16 protein-coding genes and 1 riboswitch are annotated in these 18,169 nt (G+C 67.8%); of the genes, 11 read left to right on the forward strand and 5 right to left on the reverse strand.

Annotation, left to right across the window (positions count from 1 at the left end; genetic code table 11):
* Positions 1–26: 26 nt before the first annotated feature.
* The 4 genes from DX912_RS11145 (at position 27) to DX912_RS18415 (ending at position 2,580) form a co-directional block, all read left to right on the forward strand.
* Entirely contained in the window at positions 27–770 is a 744-nt protein-coding gene (locus DX912_RS11145; protein WP_115842580.1) for a YceI family protein, read from the forward strand.
* Positions 767–1,360, forward strand: a complete 594-nt coding sequence (locus tag DX912_RS11150) for a cytochrome b (RefSeq protein ID WP_115842581.1) — start codon at positions 767–769, stop codon at positions 1,358–1,360. The genes DX912_RS11145 and DX912_RS11150 overlap by 4 nt, the downstream gene beginning before the upstream one ends.
* Positions 1,360–1,929, forward strand: a complete 570-nt coding sequence (locus tag DX912_RS11155) for a YceI family protein (RefSeq protein ID WP_115842582.1) — start codon at positions 1,360–1,362, stop codon at positions 1,927–1,929. The genes DX912_RS11150 and DX912_RS11155 overlap by 1 nt, the downstream gene beginning before the upstream one ends.
* 180 nt (positions 1,930–2,109) lie before the next feature.
* The gene (locus DX912_RS18415; protein WP_181902804.1) at positions 2,110–2,580 is read left to right on the forward strand and encodes a hypothetical protein; all 471 of its coding nucleotides are present in this window, start codon (positions 2,110–2,112) and stop codon (positions 2,578–2,580) included.
* Between the two features lie 138 nt (positions 2,581–2,718).
* Here the strand turns inward: DX912_RS18415 and DX912_RS11165 are convergent, their stop codons facing one another.
* Positions 2,719–2,973, reverse strand: coding sequence for a glutaredoxin family protein (locus tag DX912_RS11165; RefSeq protein ID WP_115842583.1), 255 nt, complete (start codon positions 2,971–2,973; stop codon positions 2,719–2,721).
* Between the two features lie 104 nt (positions 2,974–3,077).
* Between DX912_RS11165 and DX912_RS11170 the strand changes: the two genes are divergently transcribed.
* From DX912_RS11170 to DX912_RS18725, 3 genes are all read left to right on the forward strand, one after another.
* Positions 3,078–4,475: an L-serine ammonia-lyase gene (locus DX912_RS11170; protein ID WP_115842584.1), complete on the forward strand. Its 1,398-nt coding sequence runs from the start codon at positions 3,078–3,080 to the stop codon at positions 4,473–4,475.
* 289 nt (positions 4,476–4,764) lie between these two features.
* On the forward strand, positions 4,765–7,161 hold the full coding sequence (locus DX912_RS11175) for a bifunctional diguanylate cyclase/phosphodiesterase (RefSeq protein WP_115842585.1): 2,397 nt from the start codon (positions 4,765–4,767) through the stop codon (positions 7,159–7,161).
* Between the two features lie 437 nt (positions 7,162–7,598).
* Positions 7,599–9,695 carry a glycosyl hydrolase family 18 protein gene (locus DX912_RS18725; protein WP_325050570.1) on the forward strand — a complete coding sequence of 699 codons (2,097 nt, stop codon included), beginning with the start codon at positions 7,599–7,601 and terminating at the stop codon, positions 9,693–9,695.
* A 120-nt stretch (positions 9,696–9,815) separates the two neighbouring features.
* Here the strand turns inward: DX912_RS18725 and DX912_RS11185 are convergent, their stop codons facing one another.
* Entirely contained in the window at positions 9,816–10,151 is a 336-nt protein-coding gene (locus DX912_RS11185) for a helix-turn-helix domain-containing protein (RefSeq protein ID WP_115842587.1), read from the reverse strand.
* A 166-nt stretch (positions 10,152–10,317) separates the two neighbouring features.
* Here DX912_RS11185 and DX912_RS11190 point away from each other — a divergent pair, with 166 nt between their 5' ends.
* Positions 10,318–11,325, forward strand: a complete 1,008-nt coding sequence (locus DX912_RS11190) for an alpha/beta fold hydrolase (RefSeq protein WP_115842614.1) — start codon at positions 10,318–10,320, stop codon at positions 11,323–11,325.
* Positions 11,326–11,536: 211 nt separating this feature from the next.
* Positions 11,537–11,884, forward strand: coding sequence for a hypothetical protein (locus tag DX912_RS18185; protein ID WP_147298631.1), 348 nt, complete (start codon positions 11,537–11,539; stop codon positions 11,882–11,884).
* A 292-nt stretch (positions 11,885–12,176) separates the two neighbouring features.
* Here the strand turns inward: DX912_RS18185 and DX912_RS11195 are convergent, their stop codons facing one another.
* The 3 genes from DX912_RS11195 to metX are packed head-to-tail and all read right to left on the reverse strand — an operon-like array spanning position 12,177 to position 15,513.
* Positions 12,177–13,265: a homoserine dehydrogenase family protein gene (locus tag DX912_RS11195; protein WP_115842588.1), complete on the reverse strand. Its 1,089-nt coding sequence runs from the start codon at positions 13,263–13,265 to the stop codon at positions 12,177–12,179.
* On the reverse strand, positions 13,262–14,455 hold the full coding sequence (locus tag DX912_RS11200; RefSeq protein ID WP_115842589.1) for an O-succinylhomoserine (thiol)-lyase: 1,194 nt from the start codon (positions 14,453–14,455) through the stop codon (positions 13,262–13,264). Before DX912_RS11200 ends, DX912_RS11195 begins: the two co-directional genes overlap by 4 nt.
* Entirely contained in the window at positions 14,452–15,513 is a 1,062-nt protein-coding gene (metX, locus tag DX912_RS11205; RefSeq protein WP_115842590.1) for a homoserine O-succinyltransferase MetX, read from the reverse strand. Before metX ends, DX912_RS11200 begins: the two co-directional genes overlap by 4 nt.
* A gap of 73 nt (positions 15,514–15,586) precedes the next feature.
* Positions 15,587–15,712: riboswitch (SAM riboswitch) on the reverse strand.
* Positions 15,713–15,831: 119 nt separating this feature from the next.
* Here metX and DX912_RS11210 point away from each other — a divergent pair.
* Both DX912_RS11210 and DX912_RS11215 read left to right on the forward strand, forming a co-directional pair.
* Positions 15,832–16,944, forward strand: a complete 1,113-nt coding sequence (locus DX912_RS11210) for an NHL repeat-containing protein (protein WP_115842591.1) — start codon at positions 15,832–15,834, stop codon at positions 16,942–16,944.
* Between the two features lie 4 nt (positions 16,945–16,948).
* Entirely contained in the window at positions 16,949–17,878 is a 930-nt protein-coding gene (locus DX912_RS11215; RefSeq protein WP_115842592.1) for a peptidoglycan DD-metalloendopeptidase family protein, read from the forward strand.
* The last annotated feature ends 291 nt before the right edge of the window (positions 17,879–18,169 follow it).

Raw genomic sequence — 18,169 nt, forward strand, 5'->3', positions numbered from 1 at the left:
CGGCATCGTCCACGCCGGAGAGCCCGATGCCCGACCGCCCCGCTCCGGCGCGGAAGCCTCCCGCCCTCCGACCGCCGTATCGCGCCGCATGGCTCGTCCTCGCCGCGCTGTGCGTGGTGCCGGCCGCCCAGGCGTTCGAGCCCGAGACCTACGCGATCGACCCGGTCCACACGCGGGTACTGTTAGCGATCGACCACGCCGGGTTTTCGAAGGCGATGGGCACCGTTTCGGGCAGCACCGGCACGCTGGTGTTCGATCGCGACGACTGGGCCAGCGCGCGTCTGGACGTACGCGTGCCGCTGGAGCGCCTGGACCTCGGCGACGCGAAATGGAACGACGCGGTGCGCGCCACCAACCTGCTCGATACGAAGCGCCATCCCGACGCGCATTTCGTCTCGACGAAGATCGAACCGGCCGACGCCGACCATGCGAAGGTCTGCGGCGATCTAACCCTTCGCGGCGTCACGAAGCCCCTGTGCATGGATGTGACGTTCAACGCGCTCAAGCGCCATCCGCTGCCGCCGTTCCGCCGCACCGCGGGGTTTTCGGCGACCGCAACGCTCAGCCGCAGCGCGTTCGGCATGAGCGCGTGGCCCTCGGTCATCGGCGATCAGGTCGAACTTCGCATCGAGGCCGAAGCCGAACGAGCGCGCAACGGAACCGATGCGCAGCAGGCGCCGGAACCGACGGAACCCCCCTCGTCGCCGGAAACGCCCGTCGGATCGCAACCCGAAACCCCGCCCGAAACCCAACCCGAGCCCACGCCATGATGTTGAGAAATTCCGCCGACCGTTGGGGTCCCGTCAGCCAGCTGCTGCATTGGCTGATCGTGCTGCTGATCCTCGGGCTCGGCGTGGTCGGCCTGGTCATGGTCGAACTGCCGAAATCGCCGCGCTGGTTCTGGGTCTACGACCTGCACAAGTCTTTCGGCCTGACGGTGCTGGCGCTCGTGGTCGTGCGACTGCTGTGGCGCTGGTTCGCCGGCGCGCCGAAACCGGTGGCCGGCACGCCGCGCGTGCAGGAACGCGTGGCGACGATCACGCACGTGCTGTTGTACGTGCTGACCTTCGCCGTGCCGTTGTCGGGCTGGATCTACGATTCGCTGAGCGGCCTGCGTCCGCTGCGCTGGTTCGGCCAGTTCAAGGTGCCCAAGCTCGCCGATCCGAGCCAGACGCTCGCGCCGGTCATGCGCGACACGCACGAATGGCTGTTCTGGGCACTGATCGCGCTGGTCGCGGTGCACGCGGCGGCGGCGTTCTACCACCACCTGTTCCAGCACGACGACACGCTCGCGCGCATGCTGCCGCGCCGTCGTCGCGCGGCCTCCCCCGATCCGTCCCCCGTTCCGGAGATCCATTGATGTCTACCAAGCCCGTCCTGCTGGCGCCCGCCCTGCTGGCGACCGCGCTGGCCGCGTTCGCCCTTCCCGCCGTCGCCGCCGATTACGTGCAGGCCGCAGGCTCGTCGCTGACCTTCGCGAGCAAGTACGAAGGCGAAGTGTTCACCGGCAAGATCCCGGGCTTCGCGACGAAGCTGAGCTTCGATCCGGCGAAGCTGGCGACCTCCAAACTCGACGTGGCCATTCCGCTCGCCGGTGCCAGCACCGCCAACAGCGATCGCGACGACACGCTGCGCGGCGCGGATTTCTTCTCGATCGCCAAGTTCCCGCAGGCACGCTACACCGCGACGAAGTTCCGCAGCCTCGGCGGCAACCAGTACGCCGCCGACGGCACGCTGACCCTGCGCGGCGTCGCCAAGCCGGTGACGCTGACCTTCACCTGGACCCCCGGCGCGCAGCCGGTGCTGAGCGGCAAGGCCACGGTGAAGCGACTGGACTTCGGCGTCGGCGGCGGCGACTGGGCCGATACCGCGCTGATCCCGAATGAAGTCGCGGTGAGCACGAAGGTGGTATTCGCGCCGGCGAAGTAACGCGCCTGTTGCGGCATCGGGATATGAATCGGCGAAGGACGTAACTGCGCCGGTTTCCGGGTGCGCTTCGCTCGTCCGGCTACAAGAGCTGCCCTCACCCCAACCCCTCTCCCGCACGCGGGAGAGGGGCTACGCGACGTACTCGCCGTCATTCCAGCGAAAGCTGGAATCCACCTGCCGTTGCCGTTGCCGTTGCCGTTGCCGTTGCCGTTGCCGTTGCCGTTGGCGTTGGCGTTGGCGTTGGCGTTGGCGTTGCTGTTGCTGTTGCTGTTGCTGTTGCTGTTGCTGTTGCTGTTGCTGTCGAACAGCCTATTCGTCGCTAGCCCCGGAGGGCGCCGCACAGGATGTGCGGCGGTGAGCGATGAGCCATGGATGGCGAATCGCGAACGCGCCTACTCCTTCGCCGGTCGCAGGATTGATTTGGGCAAATGGAAGGCCCTTTCTTTTGGTTACTTTTCTTTGGGCAAGCAAAGAAAAGTGACCCGAGCGCCGCAGGCGATCGGAAGCATGGCTAGTGATTCTTCTTTGCTCTTCGACGCCCGGGTAAAGCGTGAAAAGTCCCTGGATTCCCGCCTACGCGGGAATGACGAGCAAGAGCAACGGCAGCGGCAGCGGCAAGATCAAGATGGATTCCAGCTTTCGCTGGAATGACGGTGGGGTGGGTCACCGACGCGAGAGTGCCCGAACGATGCGGGTCTGGATCCCGGCTTTCGCCGGGATGACGGGTAACGTGCAACGCGTCGGTTAAGCCTGATTCAAAAAAAGGCGACTACGCCCCCGCAAGAACGACTACGCGCCCGCAAGAAACCGCGACACCGCCGCAACGTCGAACGGCCAGTCCAGTTCAATCCCGCGCGTCTCGTCGCGCAGCACCGGCACGCGTACCCCGTAGCGCGACTCCAGCGCATCGTTGTCGTCGATGAACACGCTCTCGAACTCCGGCGCCCGCGCCAACGCGAGCACCTCCAGCGCCAGGTCGCACAAATGGCAATCGTCGCGCTGGAACAGCGTCAGCGGGGGTGCGACGGCGGGCACGTCCTGCATCGCAATGCGCCGGAGTATGGCGGGGCGGGCCCCGCGGGCCGCGTAGAATAGCGGGAATTCCGGCGCTGCCATCGTGCGCGTCGTGCCCTCTTCCGGAGCAGTACGTGGCCGTCAGCAGTTTCGACCTCTTCAAGATCGGCATCGGGCCGAGTTCGTCCCACACCGTCGGCCCGATGCGCGCGGCCGCGCGTTTCGTGCAGCGCTGGCTGCTTGAAGGCGGCAACGGCGAGGGCAGCGACCTCGCGCGCACCTCGCGCGTGCGCGCCGAGGTGTTCGGCTCGCTGGCCCTCACCGGTCGCGGCCACGGCACCGACAAGGCGGTGCTGATGGGACTGGAAGGCCACCTTCCCAACGAGATCGACCCGGACCTGATTCCGGCCGCGCTCGAACGCATCCGCAGCAGCAAGCGGATCCGCCTGTTCGATCGCCACGAGATCGGCTTCGACGAGAAGCACGACCTCATCATGAACAAGCGCCAGAAGCTGCCGTTCCACACCAACGGCATGCGCTTCACTGCGTTCGACGCCGAAGGCAACGTGATCGCGACGCGCGATTACTACTCCGTCGGCGGCGGCTTCGTGGTGAACCAGGACGAGGCGGCCGAAGACCGCATCGTCGCCGACACCACCGAACTGCCGCATCCGTTCCGCTCCGGCGACGAACTGCTGGCGCGCAGTCGCGACAGCGGCCTGAGCATCGCGCAACTGATGTACGCCAACGAGCAGGTGTGGCGCACGCCGGAGCAGATCGACGCGGGCCTGGACGAGATCTGGAACGCGATGCAGGCGTGCGTCGCGCGCGGCATCCGCGAGAAGGGCACGCTGCCGGGCGGACTGCACGTGTCGCGTCGCGCGCCGGCGCTGCACAACGAACTCGCTTCGCGTCCGGAAGCGGCGATGCGCGACCCGCTCACCACGCTGGACTGGGTGAACCTCTACGCGCTGGCGGTGAACGAAGAGAACGCCGCGGGCGGACGCGTCGTCACCGCACCGACCAACGGTGCGGCCGGCATCATCCCGGCGGTGCTGCATTACTACGACCGCTTCTGCCCGGGCGCGAACATCCAGGGCGTGCGCACGTTCCTGCTGACCGCTGCGGCGGTGGGCATCCTCTACAAGGAAAACGCGAGCATCTCCGGCGCCGAAGTCGGCTGCCAGGGCGAAGTCGGCGTCGCATGTTCGATGGCGGCGGCGGGTTTGACGGCGGCGATCGGCGGCACGTCCAGCCAGATCGAGAACGCCGCGGAAATCGGCATGGAACACAACCTCGGCCTGACGTGCGATCCGATCGGCGGCCTGGTGCAGATCCCGTGCATCGAGCGCAATGCCATGGGCGCGGTGAAGGCCATCAACGCCAGCCGCATGGCGATGCGCGGCGACGGCAAGCACAAGGTCTCGCTCGACAAGGTCATCAAGACCATGCGCGATACCGGCCGCGACATGCAGGACAAGTACAAGGAAACCTCGCGCGGCGGTCTCGCGGTGAACGTCATCGAGTGCTGATACGTCCTCCTTCGTGCACGCAACGGGCCGCACAAGCGGCCCGTTTGTTTTTCGGCGTCTTGATGATGGCTGCCTGAGCGCCGAGGTGCGCTTCGACCTTCCGGGTGCAAAAGCTGTCCTCACCCCAACCCCTCTCCCGCACGCGGGAGAGGGGCTACAGGCACGTCGCCCTTGTCGGCCAACCACCCCACCCCGCCCAACGAACCGCCAACTTCCGCCCTAAAGTTCCCCCGAACCCGGCCGATAGGCATTGAGACCATCGGTCTGCTTCTCTGGGGAGGGGAGCGGCATGCAGGGCAGTTACGACTTCAGGACCCTTGTCCTGTCGTTCCTCATCGCGTGGTTCGCGGCGTTCGTCGCGATCCAGCTCGCCGGGCGCGTTCGCAGCGCGACGTCGCGCCGTACGCCGCTGTGGGCGTGGGCGGGCGGCATCGCGTTCGGGCTGGGCATCTGGTCGATGCACTTCACCGGGATGATGGCCTTCCGCCTGCCCCTGCCGATGATGTTCGACATCCGCCTCACCGCACTGTCGGTGGTGCCGGCGGTGCTCGCGTCGGTCCTCGCGCTGTACGTGGCCGGCACGCGCCGGCGCAACTTCGGGCAGGTGCTGCTCGCCGCGGCGTTCATGGCGATGGGCATCTGCAGCATGCATTACATCGGCATGGCGGCGATTCCCTTCTCGCCCGCGGCGACGTATTCGACGTTCTGGGTCGTGGCCTCGGTCGTCGTGGCGTTCGCCGTGTCGCTGGTCGCGCTGCACCTGCTCACGCGGTTCTCGTGGATCGGCAACGAACCGCGCTTCGGCGTGCAGCTCGGCGCGGCCGCGCTGATGGCGCTGGGCGTATGCGGCACGCATTACACGGGCATGGCGGCGCTGCAGATCGCGCCCGACGCGATGTGCCTGCTCGCGCCCGGCGCGATACCGGGCGAACGCCTCAACCTGGTGATCGTCGGCATCGCGCTGCTGTACCTGGCGGCGATCACCATCGGCTCGCAGCGCGACCTGCACGCCAGCGAGCAGCGCTTCCGCGCGCTCGTCGACGGCGCGCCCGGCGCGATGATCATCGTCGATGCCGACGGCCGCATCTCGCTGGCCAATGTCGAAGCCGAGCGCCTGCTCGGCTATTCGCGCGGCGACCTAGTGGGATGTGCGGTCGAAGTCCTGGTTCCCGACCGTCTGCTTCCGCGCTGCCCCGCCGAACGCGCGCGTTTCCTGCAGGTGCAACGCCGCACGCACCTGGGCGCCGGCGAGCACGAGCTGCACTGCCTGCGCCGCGACGGCGTTGAAGTGCCGGTCGAACTGGGCCTGAGCCCGATCACCGTGCAGGGCCGCAACCTCGTCGTCGCGTCGATCATCGACCTCACCGAGCGCAAGCAAGCGCAGGACCGCATCGCGCACCTCGCGTACTTCGACACGCTCACCGGCCTTCCCAACCGCAGCAAGTTCGAAGTCAGGCTCGAACAGGCGCTGGCGCAGCGCGACCCCGACGGTTTCGGCCTGATCTTCGCCGACCTGGACGGCTTCAAGGAGATCAACGATTCGCTCGGGCACAGCGCGGGCGATCGCGTGCTGGCGCAGATCGCCCATCGCCTGCGCGAGGGCGTCGGCGAGCGCGGCGAGGTGTTCCGCTTCGGTGGCGACGAATTCATCATCCTGCTGCCCAGCGGTTCGCCGTCGCGCGATGCGGGCATTGCCGAGGAACTGATCCGGCGCGTCGCGGTGCCGCTGTGGATGGAAGGCGAACAGCTCGGCGTCACGTTGAGCCTGGGCAGCGTGCGCCATCCCGAACACGGCCGCGACCACGACCAGCTGCTCAAGCGCGCCGACATCGCGATGTACCAGGCCAAGGGCGCCGGCAAGAACGTGCACCTGCGTTTCCTGCCGGACATGGAAGCCTCGGTGACGCGCCGCTTCGCGATGCTCAACGAACTGCGCAACGCGCAGGAGCTCGGCCAGCTGGTGCTGCTGTACCAGCCGATCATCCAACTGCGCGACCGGCGCGTCATCGGCGCCGAGGCGCTGGTGTATTGGGATCACCCGCGGCACGGGCGCATCACGCCGTCCACGTTCATCCCGGTGGCCGAGGAACACGGTCTGATCGAGCAGCTCGGCGAATGGGTGCTGGAGGAAGCGGTGCGCCAGTCGGCCGCGTGGCGCACGCGCGGGCTGATGCCGATGCGCATGGCCGTGAACGTCTCCAGCGCGCAGTTCCGCGATGCGAACCGGCTGCGCAACGCGGTCGATCGCGTGCTGCGCCGGCACGGCTATCCGGCCGACGGACTGGAGCTGGAAATCACCGAGCGCCAGATCATGACCGACCCCGCGTCCAGCATCGCAACGATGGTCGCGCTGTCCGACCTCGGCGTCGCGATGGCGCTGGACGATTTCGGCACGGGCTATTCCAGCCTGAGCCACCTGCGCGAATTCCCGCTGCGCAAGCTCAAGATCGACCGCGCCTTCACCGACCAGATCGACCGCGATCCGGCCGGGCTGGCGATCGTGCGCGCGGTGGTCGAACTGGGGCGCAACCTCGGAATGCAGGTCGTGGCCGAAGGCGTCGAACGCGAGGCGCAGGTCGCGCCGCTGCTGGCGTCCGAATGCGCCCAGGTGCAGGGCTTCCTCTTCGGCGCGCCGATGCCGGCGTCGGAATTCGAAAGGCGTCTGCTGCGTCCGATTCCCGCCTGACAACGCGGGTCCGCGAAGATTCGTGCGGCACCGCAACATGGCGCGCGCGGGCCGGCGCCGTGTCCTGCAGGGTTTAACCAATGTCTTGCGGACTTTCATTAAGCCCGCGTGACGCGGGCACATTTTTCGTGCGATCCATCGCTACGTTCGTCGGCGCCCGACGGCGCTGCCGGCGAAATGTGGACATGATCACGGATGGACTCCGGACCCGCTGACAACGTTGTCAGCCATCGACCGGGCCAATGTCCGTGGCAAGACGCCGCCGACCTCCGGTTCCGTCCTGCGGAGGTCAGCGTGTCGGATTCGCGCCTGTACGCCTTCAACGCCGACCAGCGCCTCGCGCGGCGCCCGCGCTGGCGGGCCTCGTCCGGCGGCATTCCCGAACAGCTAAGGAGCCGGGCCCGGTCGGGTCCGGCATGTGTGGCGGTCAATCTCGTATCGGAGGGAAGCTCGTGAGAGATGCAAACAGGAGTGCCGCAAGACCGGTCGCGTTCGCGCTTTCGTCGCTGCTCGCATTGATGGGGACGATCCCCGCGGTGCAGGCGCAGACGGTGTCGTGCGCCGCGATACCCGCGTGGACCGCGTCCACCATCTACAACCCCGGCGACAAGCTGGTGTACCAGAACCGCCTGTACCAGGCGAACATCCAGATCTGGAATGCGCCACCGACGCATTGTCCAACCTGCGGCTGGTACACCGACCTCGGGGCGTGCGGCACGGGCGGGCAGAACCAGGCGCCGACCGTGACGCTCACCTCGCCCGCCAACGGCGCTACCTACAACGCCGGCAGCAGCATCGCCGTCACCGCCAATGCGAGCGACAGCGACGGCACCGTCGCAAGCGTCGAGTTCTTCCGCGGCTCGGTGTCGCTCGGCGTCGACACCAGCGCGCCGTACGCGGTGACCTGGAGCAACGCCACCGCCGGAAGCCACAGCTTCACGGCGAAGGCCACCGACAACCAGGGCGCGACGACGACCTCCAGCGCGGCGAACATCACCGTCAACGGAACGCCGCCGACCGACACCACGCCGCCGAGCGTGCCGACGGGCCTGTCGGCGACGGCGCTGTCGTCCAGCAGCATCGCGCTGAGCTGGAACGCCTCCACCGACAACGCCGGCGGCGCGGGCGTGGCCGGCTACGACGTGTATCGCGGCGGCACGCTGATCGCCTCGCCGACGACCACCAGTTACACCAACACCGGGCTGACGGCGAACACCACCTACAGCTACACCGTGCGTGCGCGCGATGCGGCCAGCCCGTCCAACGCGTCCGCGCAGAGCAGCGCGGTGAGCGCGAAGACGCTCGACGGCGGTACCGGCGGCAACAAGCGCGTGATCGGCTACTTCGCGCAGTGGGGTATCTACGCCCGCAACTACCGCGTGAAGAACATCGACACCAGCGGCTCGGCGTCGAAGATCACGCACATCAACTACGCCTTCGGCAACGTACGCAACAACCGCTGCCAGGTCGGTGTGACGATCCCGACGAACGAAAGCACGGGTGAAGGTGGCGATGCGTTCGCCGACTACACCAAGGCGTTCCAGGCCGGCGAAAGCGTGAGCGGCGCGGCAGACACGTGGGACCAGCCGTTGCGCGGCAACTGGAACCAGCTCAAGCAGCTCAAGGCGAAGTATCCGAACCTGAAGGTGCTGATTTCGCTCGGCGGCTGGACCTGGTCGCGCGGCTTCGCGAGCGCGGCGCGCCCGGAAAACCGCGTGGCGTTCGTGTCCTCGTGCATCGACGCGTACATCCGCGGCAACCTGCCCGTCACCGACGGCGCGGGCGGTGCGGGCGCGGCAGCGGGCGTGTTCGATGGCATCGACCTGGATTGGGAATACCCGTCCGCCTGCGGGCTCACCTGCGGCACGCCGGAGGAAAGCGCCAACTTCACCGCACTGCTGGCCGAGTTCCGCCGCCAGCTCAACGCGGTGCGTCCGGGCCTGCTGCTGACCATCGCCGCCGGTGCGGGCGTGGACAAGGTTCGCGTCACCGATCCGGCTGCGTACCACCAGTACCTGGATTACATCAACGTGATGACGTACGACTTCCACGGCACGTGGGATGCGCGCACGAACCATCACTCCGCGCTGTTCGATTCGCCCAACGATCCGTCGACGGGCGACCAGAAGCTCTACAACAGCAACGATGCAATGGAAGCCTTCCTCACCCGCGGCGTGCCGGCGTCGAAGCTCAACCTCGGCATCGGCTTCTACGGCCGCGGCTGGACGGGCGTGGCGAACGTCAACAACGGCCTGTACCAGAGCGGGTCGGCGGCGCCGGGTACGTACGAGGCGGGCAACGAGGACTACAAGGTCCTGAAGGATCGCCCCGGCACGATCTACACCGACGCCAACGCGCGCGCGACGTGGAAGTACGACGGCAACACGTTCTGGAGCTACGACACGCCGGCGATGGTCACCGAGAAGATGAGCTACGTGAAGGCGCAGAACCTGGGTGGCGCGTTCTTCTGGGAGTTCAGCGGCGACGACGCGGCCGGCACGCTGGTCAACACGATCAACAACGGGCTGAAGTGATGCGCTGACATCGCAGGGCCACAACCGACTCTCCAGACCCGTCAACGGGTTTTGCCCTCGGCGCCGATCTCACTGGTCGGCGCCTTTTTTATGCGGCCTGTCGTACGACAAAGTGCGCGCTCAACGCAGCGTGTCAAGCATGTAGCCCTCGCCGTGGATCGCCTCCAGCGGCAGGTGCGTGCCGCAGCCATCGGCGACCTTGCGGCGCAGGCGATAGACGAGCGAATCCAGGCGGTGCGAGTCGAAGGACGGATCGGCCAGGGCGTCGGCGAGCGCGTCGCGCGTGACCAGCCGCCCCGGCGTGAGCAGCAGGCGTTCGATCACCAGCCGTTCGGCGCGCGTGAGCGGGACCTCGCTGCCATCCGGGCATCGGAGCGACCAGCCGTCGCCGTCGAGTCGCCAGCGCGTCTGCGATTCCGCGTCGTATGAGGTCGATCGATCCATCGGACGGCCCATGGCGTGCAGTGCGTTCGATCCTAGCGAGCGCCGAAATCAGGCCGCATGGGCCAAACGTTGGTGATCCGTGTTCACCCCGCTGGCCGTGTCGAGACGGCAGGGAGCGCCTCATGGTCGTCGCACGCGCTGCGGTATGGTCGGGCATCCCCTCGAATGGAGCCTGTTCATGCGCTCGTCGCTGCTCGCCTGCGCGCTGTCGCTGGTCCTCTCGCCCGGCCTCGCGTTTGCCGCCGAGGTCCCTTCCTATGGCATGGAACTGGAAGGCTTCGACTATCCGTTCCCGGTGGAACACCACGCGTTCACCTCGCAGGGCGAGGCGCTGCGCATGGCGTATCTCGACGTGGCGCCGGCCACGCCTAACGGTCGAACAGTGGTGTTGCTGCACGGCAAGAACTTCTGCGCGGCGACATGGGAATCGGCGATCCGCGCGCTCACAGGCGCGGGCTATCGCGTCATCGCGCCAGACCAGATCGGCTTCTGCAAGTCGAGCAAGCCCGAGCATTACCAGTACAGCTTCCAGCAGCTTGCAGCGAACACGAACGCGTTGCTGGAATCGCTGGGTATCGAACGCGCCTCCATCGTCGGCCACTCGATGGGCGGCATGCTCGCCACGCGCTACGCGCTGATGTACCCACAGCGCACCGAGGCGCTGATGCTGGTCAATCCGATCGGATTGGAAGACTGGAAGGCGCTCGGCGTGCCGTGGGCGAGCGTGGACGCTAACCTCGCGGGCGAGCTGAAGACGAACTTCGATTCGATCAAGCGCTACCAGCAGCAGGTGTATTACAGCGGGCAGTGGAAGCCCGAGTACGACCGCTGGGTGTCGATGCTTGCCGGTCTGTATGCGGGCCCCGGCAAGCAGCGCGTCGCGTGGAATCAGGCGCTGACGACGGACATGGTCTTCACGCAGCCGGTCGTGCATGAGTTCCCGCAGATCCGCGAGCCGACGACGCTCTTCATCGGCCAGCGCGACCGCACCGCCATCGGCCGCGACCGCGCCTCGCCGGAGCTGCGCGAACGACTGGGCGATTACCCGGCGCTCGGCAAGCGCGCGGCAAAGACGATCCCCGGTGCGACGCTGGTGGAATTCGACGACCTCGGCCATTCGCCGCAGGTGGAAGCGCCGGTGCGTTTCGAGAAGGCGTTGCTGGAGGCGTTGGCGCGAACGCGCTGATTCGCGAATTGCTGATGGCTTGAGAGCCTGGGTCCCGGCCTTCGCCGGGATGACACGCTTAAGCCCCTCTCCCTCCGGGAGAGGGGTTGGGGTGAGGGTCGGGCCGTGCGATGTGTCTGCGCTCACGGCGCATTGCTGCTCTTCGTAAGTGACCGCAAAGCAAGAATCGGTTCCGGCTTCGGCTGGAATGCGTGGATGTGTTGAACCGTCGTTGCTGTTGCTGTTGCTGTTGCTGTTGCTGTTGCTATTGCTATTGCTATTGCTATTGCTGTCGAACAGCCTATTCGCCCCTAGCCCCGTAGGGCGCCGCACAGGATGTGCGGCGGTGAGCGCTGAGCCATGGATGGCGAATCGCGAACGCGCCCTTTCGCTTTCCGGTCGTAGGACTGATTTGGGCAAATGGAAGGCCCTTTCTTTTGGTTACTTTTCTTTGGGCAAGCAAAGAAAAGTGACCCGAGCGCCGCAGGCGATCGGAAGCTTGGCGGGTGATTCTTCTTTGCTCTTTGACGCCACAGGTAAAGCGTGGAACGTCCATGGATTCCCGCCTTCGCGGGAATGACGAGCTAGAGCTAGAGCAAGGGCAAGGGCAAGGGCAACAGCGGCAGCGGCAGTGGCAGTGGCAGTGGCAGGTACGGCGACGGCAACCGCGACGGCAACCGCAACCGCAAGATCAAAATGGATTCCAGCTTTCGCTGGAATGACGGTAAGGCGGATCACTGGCACGAGAGTGCCCGAGCGTTACGGGCCTTGGTCCCGGCCTTCGCCGGGATGACGAAATGGCGTGCGGCAAATGACGGGAACTTGGGCACCGCCACATTCAAGCGAGCGACTGCCACGCGTCTACCAGCGTCTCAGCGCACGAACCTCAACACATCGTCCAGCAGCCCCGCAGCGGTCACTTCCGCGCCTGCCCCCGGCCCTTGGATCACCAGCGGTTGCGTGGCGTAGCGATCCGACCAGATCGCCACGCGATTGTCGGTGCCGGCGCCGCCGGCGAGCGGGTGATCGGCCGGAAGCGACTCCAGCCCCACGCTTGCGCGGCCGTCCTGGAGACGCGCGATGAAGCGCAGCTTCTCGCCGCGCTTGTAGGCCGACTGGAAACGCTCGCGCAGCGGTGCGTCGAGGGCAGGCAGCGCCGCGTCGAGCGCCTCCTTCGACAGGATCGCCAGCTCCGGCGGCACCAGCGAGGCGACTTCGACGTCGCCCGCTTCAAGTTCGACGCCCGCGGTACGCGCGAGGATCAGCAGCTTGCGGCGCACGTCTTCACCCGACAGATCGTCGCGCGGATCCGGCTCGGTGTAGCCGGCGTCGCGCGCCTGCCGCACCAGCGCGGAGAACGGACGCATGCCGTCGTATTGATTGAACAACCACGCCAGCGAGCCCGAAAGCACGCCGGCAATGGCGTGGATGCGATCGCCGCCGTCCTGCAGTTCGCGCAGCGAGCGCAGCAGCGGCAGGCCTGCACCGACTGTCGCGCTGTCGCCATAGCGCGCATCGCCCGCGCGCGATGCCGCACGGATCGCGCGCCATCGCGACAGCGACGTGCCCTGCCCGATCTTGCACGCGGTCGCGACGTGGATGCCCTGCGCGAGCCAGTGCGCGTGGCGCTCGGCGACGCTCTCGCTCGCGGTCGCATCGATCACCACGCGCGGTCCCTCTCCGCGCAGCGCCGCATCGACGGCATCGAGCGAACTTCCCTGCGGCGCAAGCGCAAGGCGACGCAGCGCATCGCCCGCGACGAGGCCCGTGCGATCGCCCGCGCAGGCCCTCGAATTGGCTACATGCACCAGCGACACGCGTTCGCCCAGCGGCGAACCGCGCCACGTCGCGAGCCGGGCCAGCACCGCGCTGCCCACCGTGCCCGTGCCGAGCAGCGCCACGCGCGCCGGTGCGACCTGCGCGGCCGAAGCGCGCGCGACTTCGACCGCGGCGACGCTCATCCTTTGATGCGCTCGGCGATGGCCACCGCCTGCTCCGCACGTTCCAGCGCGGCGGCGATGTCCGCCACCAGGTCGTCGACGTGCTCGATGCCCACCGACAGGCGCAGCAAACCGTCGCCGATGCCCGCCGCTTCGCGCGCCTCGGGCGACATCGCCGCGTGCGTCATCGTCGCCGGGTGCGCAACCAGGCTTTCCACGCCGCCGAGCGATTCGGCCAACGTGAAGCACTGCAGGCCGTCGAGGAACGCGCGCACCGCGTCGACGCCGCCATCGAGTTCGACGCTGAGCATCGCGCCGAAACCTTCCTGCTGGCGCGCGGCGATCGCGTGGCCCGGATGCGATTCCAGGCCCGGGTAATGCACCACGCGCACGGCCGGGTGCGCATCGAGCAGCGACACCAGCGCCTGCGTGTTTTCCTGGTGCGCGCGCAGTCGCGCGTCCAGCGTGCGCAGGCCGCGCAGCGTGAGGAACGCATCGAACGGCGAACCCGTCAGGCCCAGCGCGTTCGCCCACCACACCAGCTGCTGGTGCGCTTCGGTTTCGCGCGCGACGACCGCGCCACCGACGACGTCGCTGTGTCCGTTGATGTACTTGGTCGTCGAATGGACGACGTAATCGGCGCCGAACGCGATCGGCTGCTGCAGCGCCGGCGACAGGAAGGTGTTGTCGACGACGGTCACCGCGTCCTTGGCCTTCGCCGCCTCGATCACGAAGCGCAGGTCGGTGATGCGCAGCAACGGGTTCGACGGCGTTTCGATCCACACCACTGTCGGATCGCTCGCCAGCGCGTCGGTCAGCGCGCGCGGATCGGTAAGGTCGGCGGTGATCAGCTCGAACGCGCCCTTTTTCGCCAGCGCATTGAACAAACGCCAGCTGCCGCCGTAGCCGTCGTGCGGCACGACGAGGCGATCGCCCGGCTTGAGCAGCGCATGCAGCAGCAGCGTGATCGCGCCCATGCCCGTGGCGGTGACCACGCCGCCGGCGCCGCCTTCGAGCTCGGCCAGCGCCTCGCCCAGCAGGTCGCGGGTCGGGTTTCCGCTGCGCGTGTAGTCGTACTGCCGCTTCTCGTTGAAGCCGGCGAAGCTGAAGTTGGACGACAGCACCAGCGGCGGCGTGACGGCGCCGAAGGCGGTGTCGCGATCGATGCCGGCGCGGACGGCGGCGGTACAGCGGTTGCGCGTGGTGCTCATGCCGCCACCTCCAGCACGTCGTCGAGGGCTTCGCAGAGCAGCTCCGCGATCGCGCGCTCCTCCTTCAGGAAGGCGTCGTGGCCATACAGCGAGCGCACCACGCGAAGGCGCGTTTCGCCGCGCAGGCGTTCGACCAGGTCGTAGGCGTCGGACACCGGCACCAGGCGGTCCTCGGCGACGGCGACGACCGTGACCGGCAGGCGGATCGCGGTCGGATCCACGTCCTGCAGGTCGATGGATTCGGACAGCCGCAGGTAGGCGGTCGGCGAGGTGCGCTGCACGTAAGCGGCGCCGCAATGATCGAGGTAGTCTTCCGCGCCCACGCGCACGCGGCCTTCGCTCACCTGCGCCGGCTCGAAGCGCGCGGCGAATTCCTCCGGCGTGCGGTAGCTCAGGATCGCCAGCTGGCGCGCCAGCGCGAGCCCATGCGTTTCGTCGCACTGCAATGCGCCGAGCGCGACGGCACGACGCTGCAGCGCGCGCCACGCGCTGGCATAGGGATGCGCGCGATGCACGCCGCTGATCGCCACGAGCTGCTCCAGGCGCGAACCGTGACGCGCCGCGAACTGCAGGCCGACCATCGCGCCGTACGAGCAGCCGACGAACGCCTGCAGGCGCGACACGTGGAGCACGTCGAGCAGCGCGGCGATGGCGTCGGCCTGGTCGGCCGGATCCAGCGGCGCATCGAGCGAACCGTCGGCGCCGATCCAGTCGAAGCCGATCAGGCAGCGTTCGCGCGGATCCAGCGCCTTGCCGGTGCCGATCTGCTGTTCCCACCAGCCGTTCTCCGGGAACGTCGCGCTGGCGGCGAGATGGCGATGCGCCGAGATGCCGCCCGCGACGAACACCGCCGGCAGCGTGCGGTCGCCGAGGATTTCGTAACGCAGCGCGATGCGGCGCGTGCCGGCGTGGCGCAGATCGAGTTCGACGGTGCATTCGCCGCGCTGCGCGTGGAGCACATGGGAGAAGACGGCGGCATGCACGACGGGATCGAAGGCGTCCGCGCGTTCGGCGGTCGCGGCATCGGAAGTGGCGGCGGAGACGGGGGCGAAGCTCATGGCGGCATCCTTGAAGACATAAGGGCCACCGAGCCTGCGAGTCGCAGTGCGCACCCACGTGGGGCGCGCATCACAACCATCTTTCGACCGGCGCCTGACGCGCCCCGTCGCAGGAGTTGGCACCTTCGCCCGCGCTTGCGCGCTGGGTTGGGTTGCCCCGGCTTCAAAGGGCCTGTCCCTCAGCCGGTCTCGATGGATGGCCGCAGTCTGCCCCCGCCTTGGGACCGTGTCAATCGCTTCATCCGCATATAGCGATTTATTATGTCCGTCACGTCCCCGGCTCCCCGCGCAAAGGCGGCCCGAATACACTTCGGCTCCATGACCTTCCGCCTTTCGGCCCCCGCCGCCATCGCGATCGCGCTGGCGGCCCTGGCCCCCGCCTGCACCACCACCCGCCCCGTCGCGCCCGCAAGCACGCCCGTGCCCGCCGCGACGCCCGAAGTCCGCACCGTGCCCGAACGCTTCGTCTCGGCCGAAAGCCCGCAGGACGAGCTGGACTCCCTCGCCACCTGGACGACCGAAGACGGGGCGACGTGGCTCATCGCCACCGCGAAGTCCACGCATCGCCTGGTCGTGTTCGATGCCGACACCGGCCGGCGCCTGCGCGATGTCGGCGGCGAAGGCAGCGAGCCGGGGCAGTTCGACCGTCCCAACGGCATCGCCGTGTACGGCGACTACGTGTTCGTCGTCGAACGCGACAACCATCGCGTGCAGGTGCTGTCGCTGCCGGACTTCGCGCCAGTCGGCACGTTCGGCACGAAGGAACTGCGCAGCCCGTACGGCATCTGGCTCACCGAGACCGAACCGGGCGAGCTTGAGATCTATGTCACCGACAGCTTCATGTACGGCAAGAAGTTCGACGAGGTACCGCCGCTGGCCGAACTCGACCAGCGCGTGCGCCGCTACCGCGTGCAGTTCGACCAGGCCGGCCGCCTGCGTGCGACGTATGCGGGTTCGTTCGGCGACACCTCGCAGGAGGCCGCGCTGCGCATGGTCGAATCCATCGCCGGCGATCCGGGCAACGACCGCCTGCTGATTGCCGACGAGGACCGTCGCCACGAATCCACGCTGCGCGAGTACAGCTTCAGCGGCAAGTACACCGGCCGCAGCCTGCCGGAGAAGAGCTTCGGCGCCGAGGCCGAAGGCGTCGCGCTATGGAGCTGCGCCGATGGCGGCGGTTACTGGATCGCCGTCGACCAGCTCGCGCCGCTGACGATCTTCCATCTGTTCGATCGCGCCACGCTCGCGCCGCGCGGCAGTTTCGAAGGCGAGACCACCGCGCATACCGACGGCGTCGCGCTGCATGCGGCGTCCACGCTCGCGTTCCCGAACGGCGCGCTGTTCGCGGTGCACGACGACAAGTCGGTATCGGCCTTCGACCTGGCGGAAGTCGCGCGCGTGCTGCAGCTCTCGCCCGGCTGCGCGCAGTAACGCGATGCCTTGCGCGCGCCGCCCTGCGGTCTGGATCCTCGGCAGCGTCGCGCTGCTGGCGGCGTTCGGCGCGGGCGCGGCGAAGGTGTATCGCTGGACCGACCGCGCCGGCATCACGCATTACGGCGACCACGTGCCGGACGTCGCGCCTTCGCAGATGAAGGATGCGCTGAAGGTGATCCCGGTCGAGGGCGAGCCCAGCGCGATTGCGCGCCTGCGCATCGAGAACGACGGCGATCGTTTCCTCGCCTTCGCCGACAACCGTTTGTCCGGCCCGGTGCAGGTGCAGCTGGATTTCAGCCGCAGCGACAACGTGATCGGCAACCCGGTGCTGCCTGCGCGCGCGACCGTGGCGCCGCAGGGCAGCGCACTGGTCGCGGTGCTCAGCTCAGCCGATCCGGATCGCGGTTTCGATTTCGAACTGCAGATGGACAGCCTGCCGGGCGATCCGTCGGCGCGCCCGCGCGATGTCGAATACCTCTTGCCGTTGCAGCAGGCGCAGTTCCGCATCGACCAGGGCTATGGCGGCCATTTCAGCCATCGCGACGAACAGAACCGGTATGCGGTGGATTTCGCCGCCGACATCGGCACGCCCGTCCTCGCCGCGCGCGATGGCGTCGTGATGCAGGTGGAATCCGACTTCGACAAGGCGGGGCTGAACCTGGAGCGTTTCGGCGGACGCGCCAACTTCGTGCGCATCCTGCACGAGGACGGCACGATGACGCTGTACGCGCACCTCAAGGCCGAAGGCGCGCTGGTGCGCGTCGGACAGCGCGTGCGCGCGGGGCAGCAGATCGGGCTGTCGGGCAACACCGGTTTCACCACCGGCCCGCACCTGCACTTCGCGGTGCAGGTCAATCGCGGGATGAAGCTGGAGTCGATCCCGTTCCGCATGACCGGCCCGCAAGGCCCCCTGCGAATTGCCGGGGGGTGAGGCAGGCCGCTTGCGCGGCACTGCCGCGCGGCCTGCCGAACGCCCGACCACGGAGGGTCGGGCCGGGCGTTCCGAAGCCGGTCGCGTGACGCCATGGATGGCAGCCGTTTGTATTTCGAACACGGTGCATGCGGCACTGCCGCGCGGCACTGCCGCATGCCCGACCACCTTGATACACCGTCATCCCGCCGAAAGCCGGGATCCAGGCCCGTAACGTTCGGGCCTTCCCTAGCGGCGAACCGCATCACCTGCGTTGTGGAGCATCGAGCAACAGCGCAGCGCTGTGCGGCA

Source organism: Lysobacter soli (assembly GCF_003382285.1).
Taxonomy (GTDB): domain Bacteria; phylum Pseudomonadota; class Gammaproteobacteria; order Xanthomonadales; family Xanthomonadaceae; genus Lysobacter_J; species Lysobacter_J soli.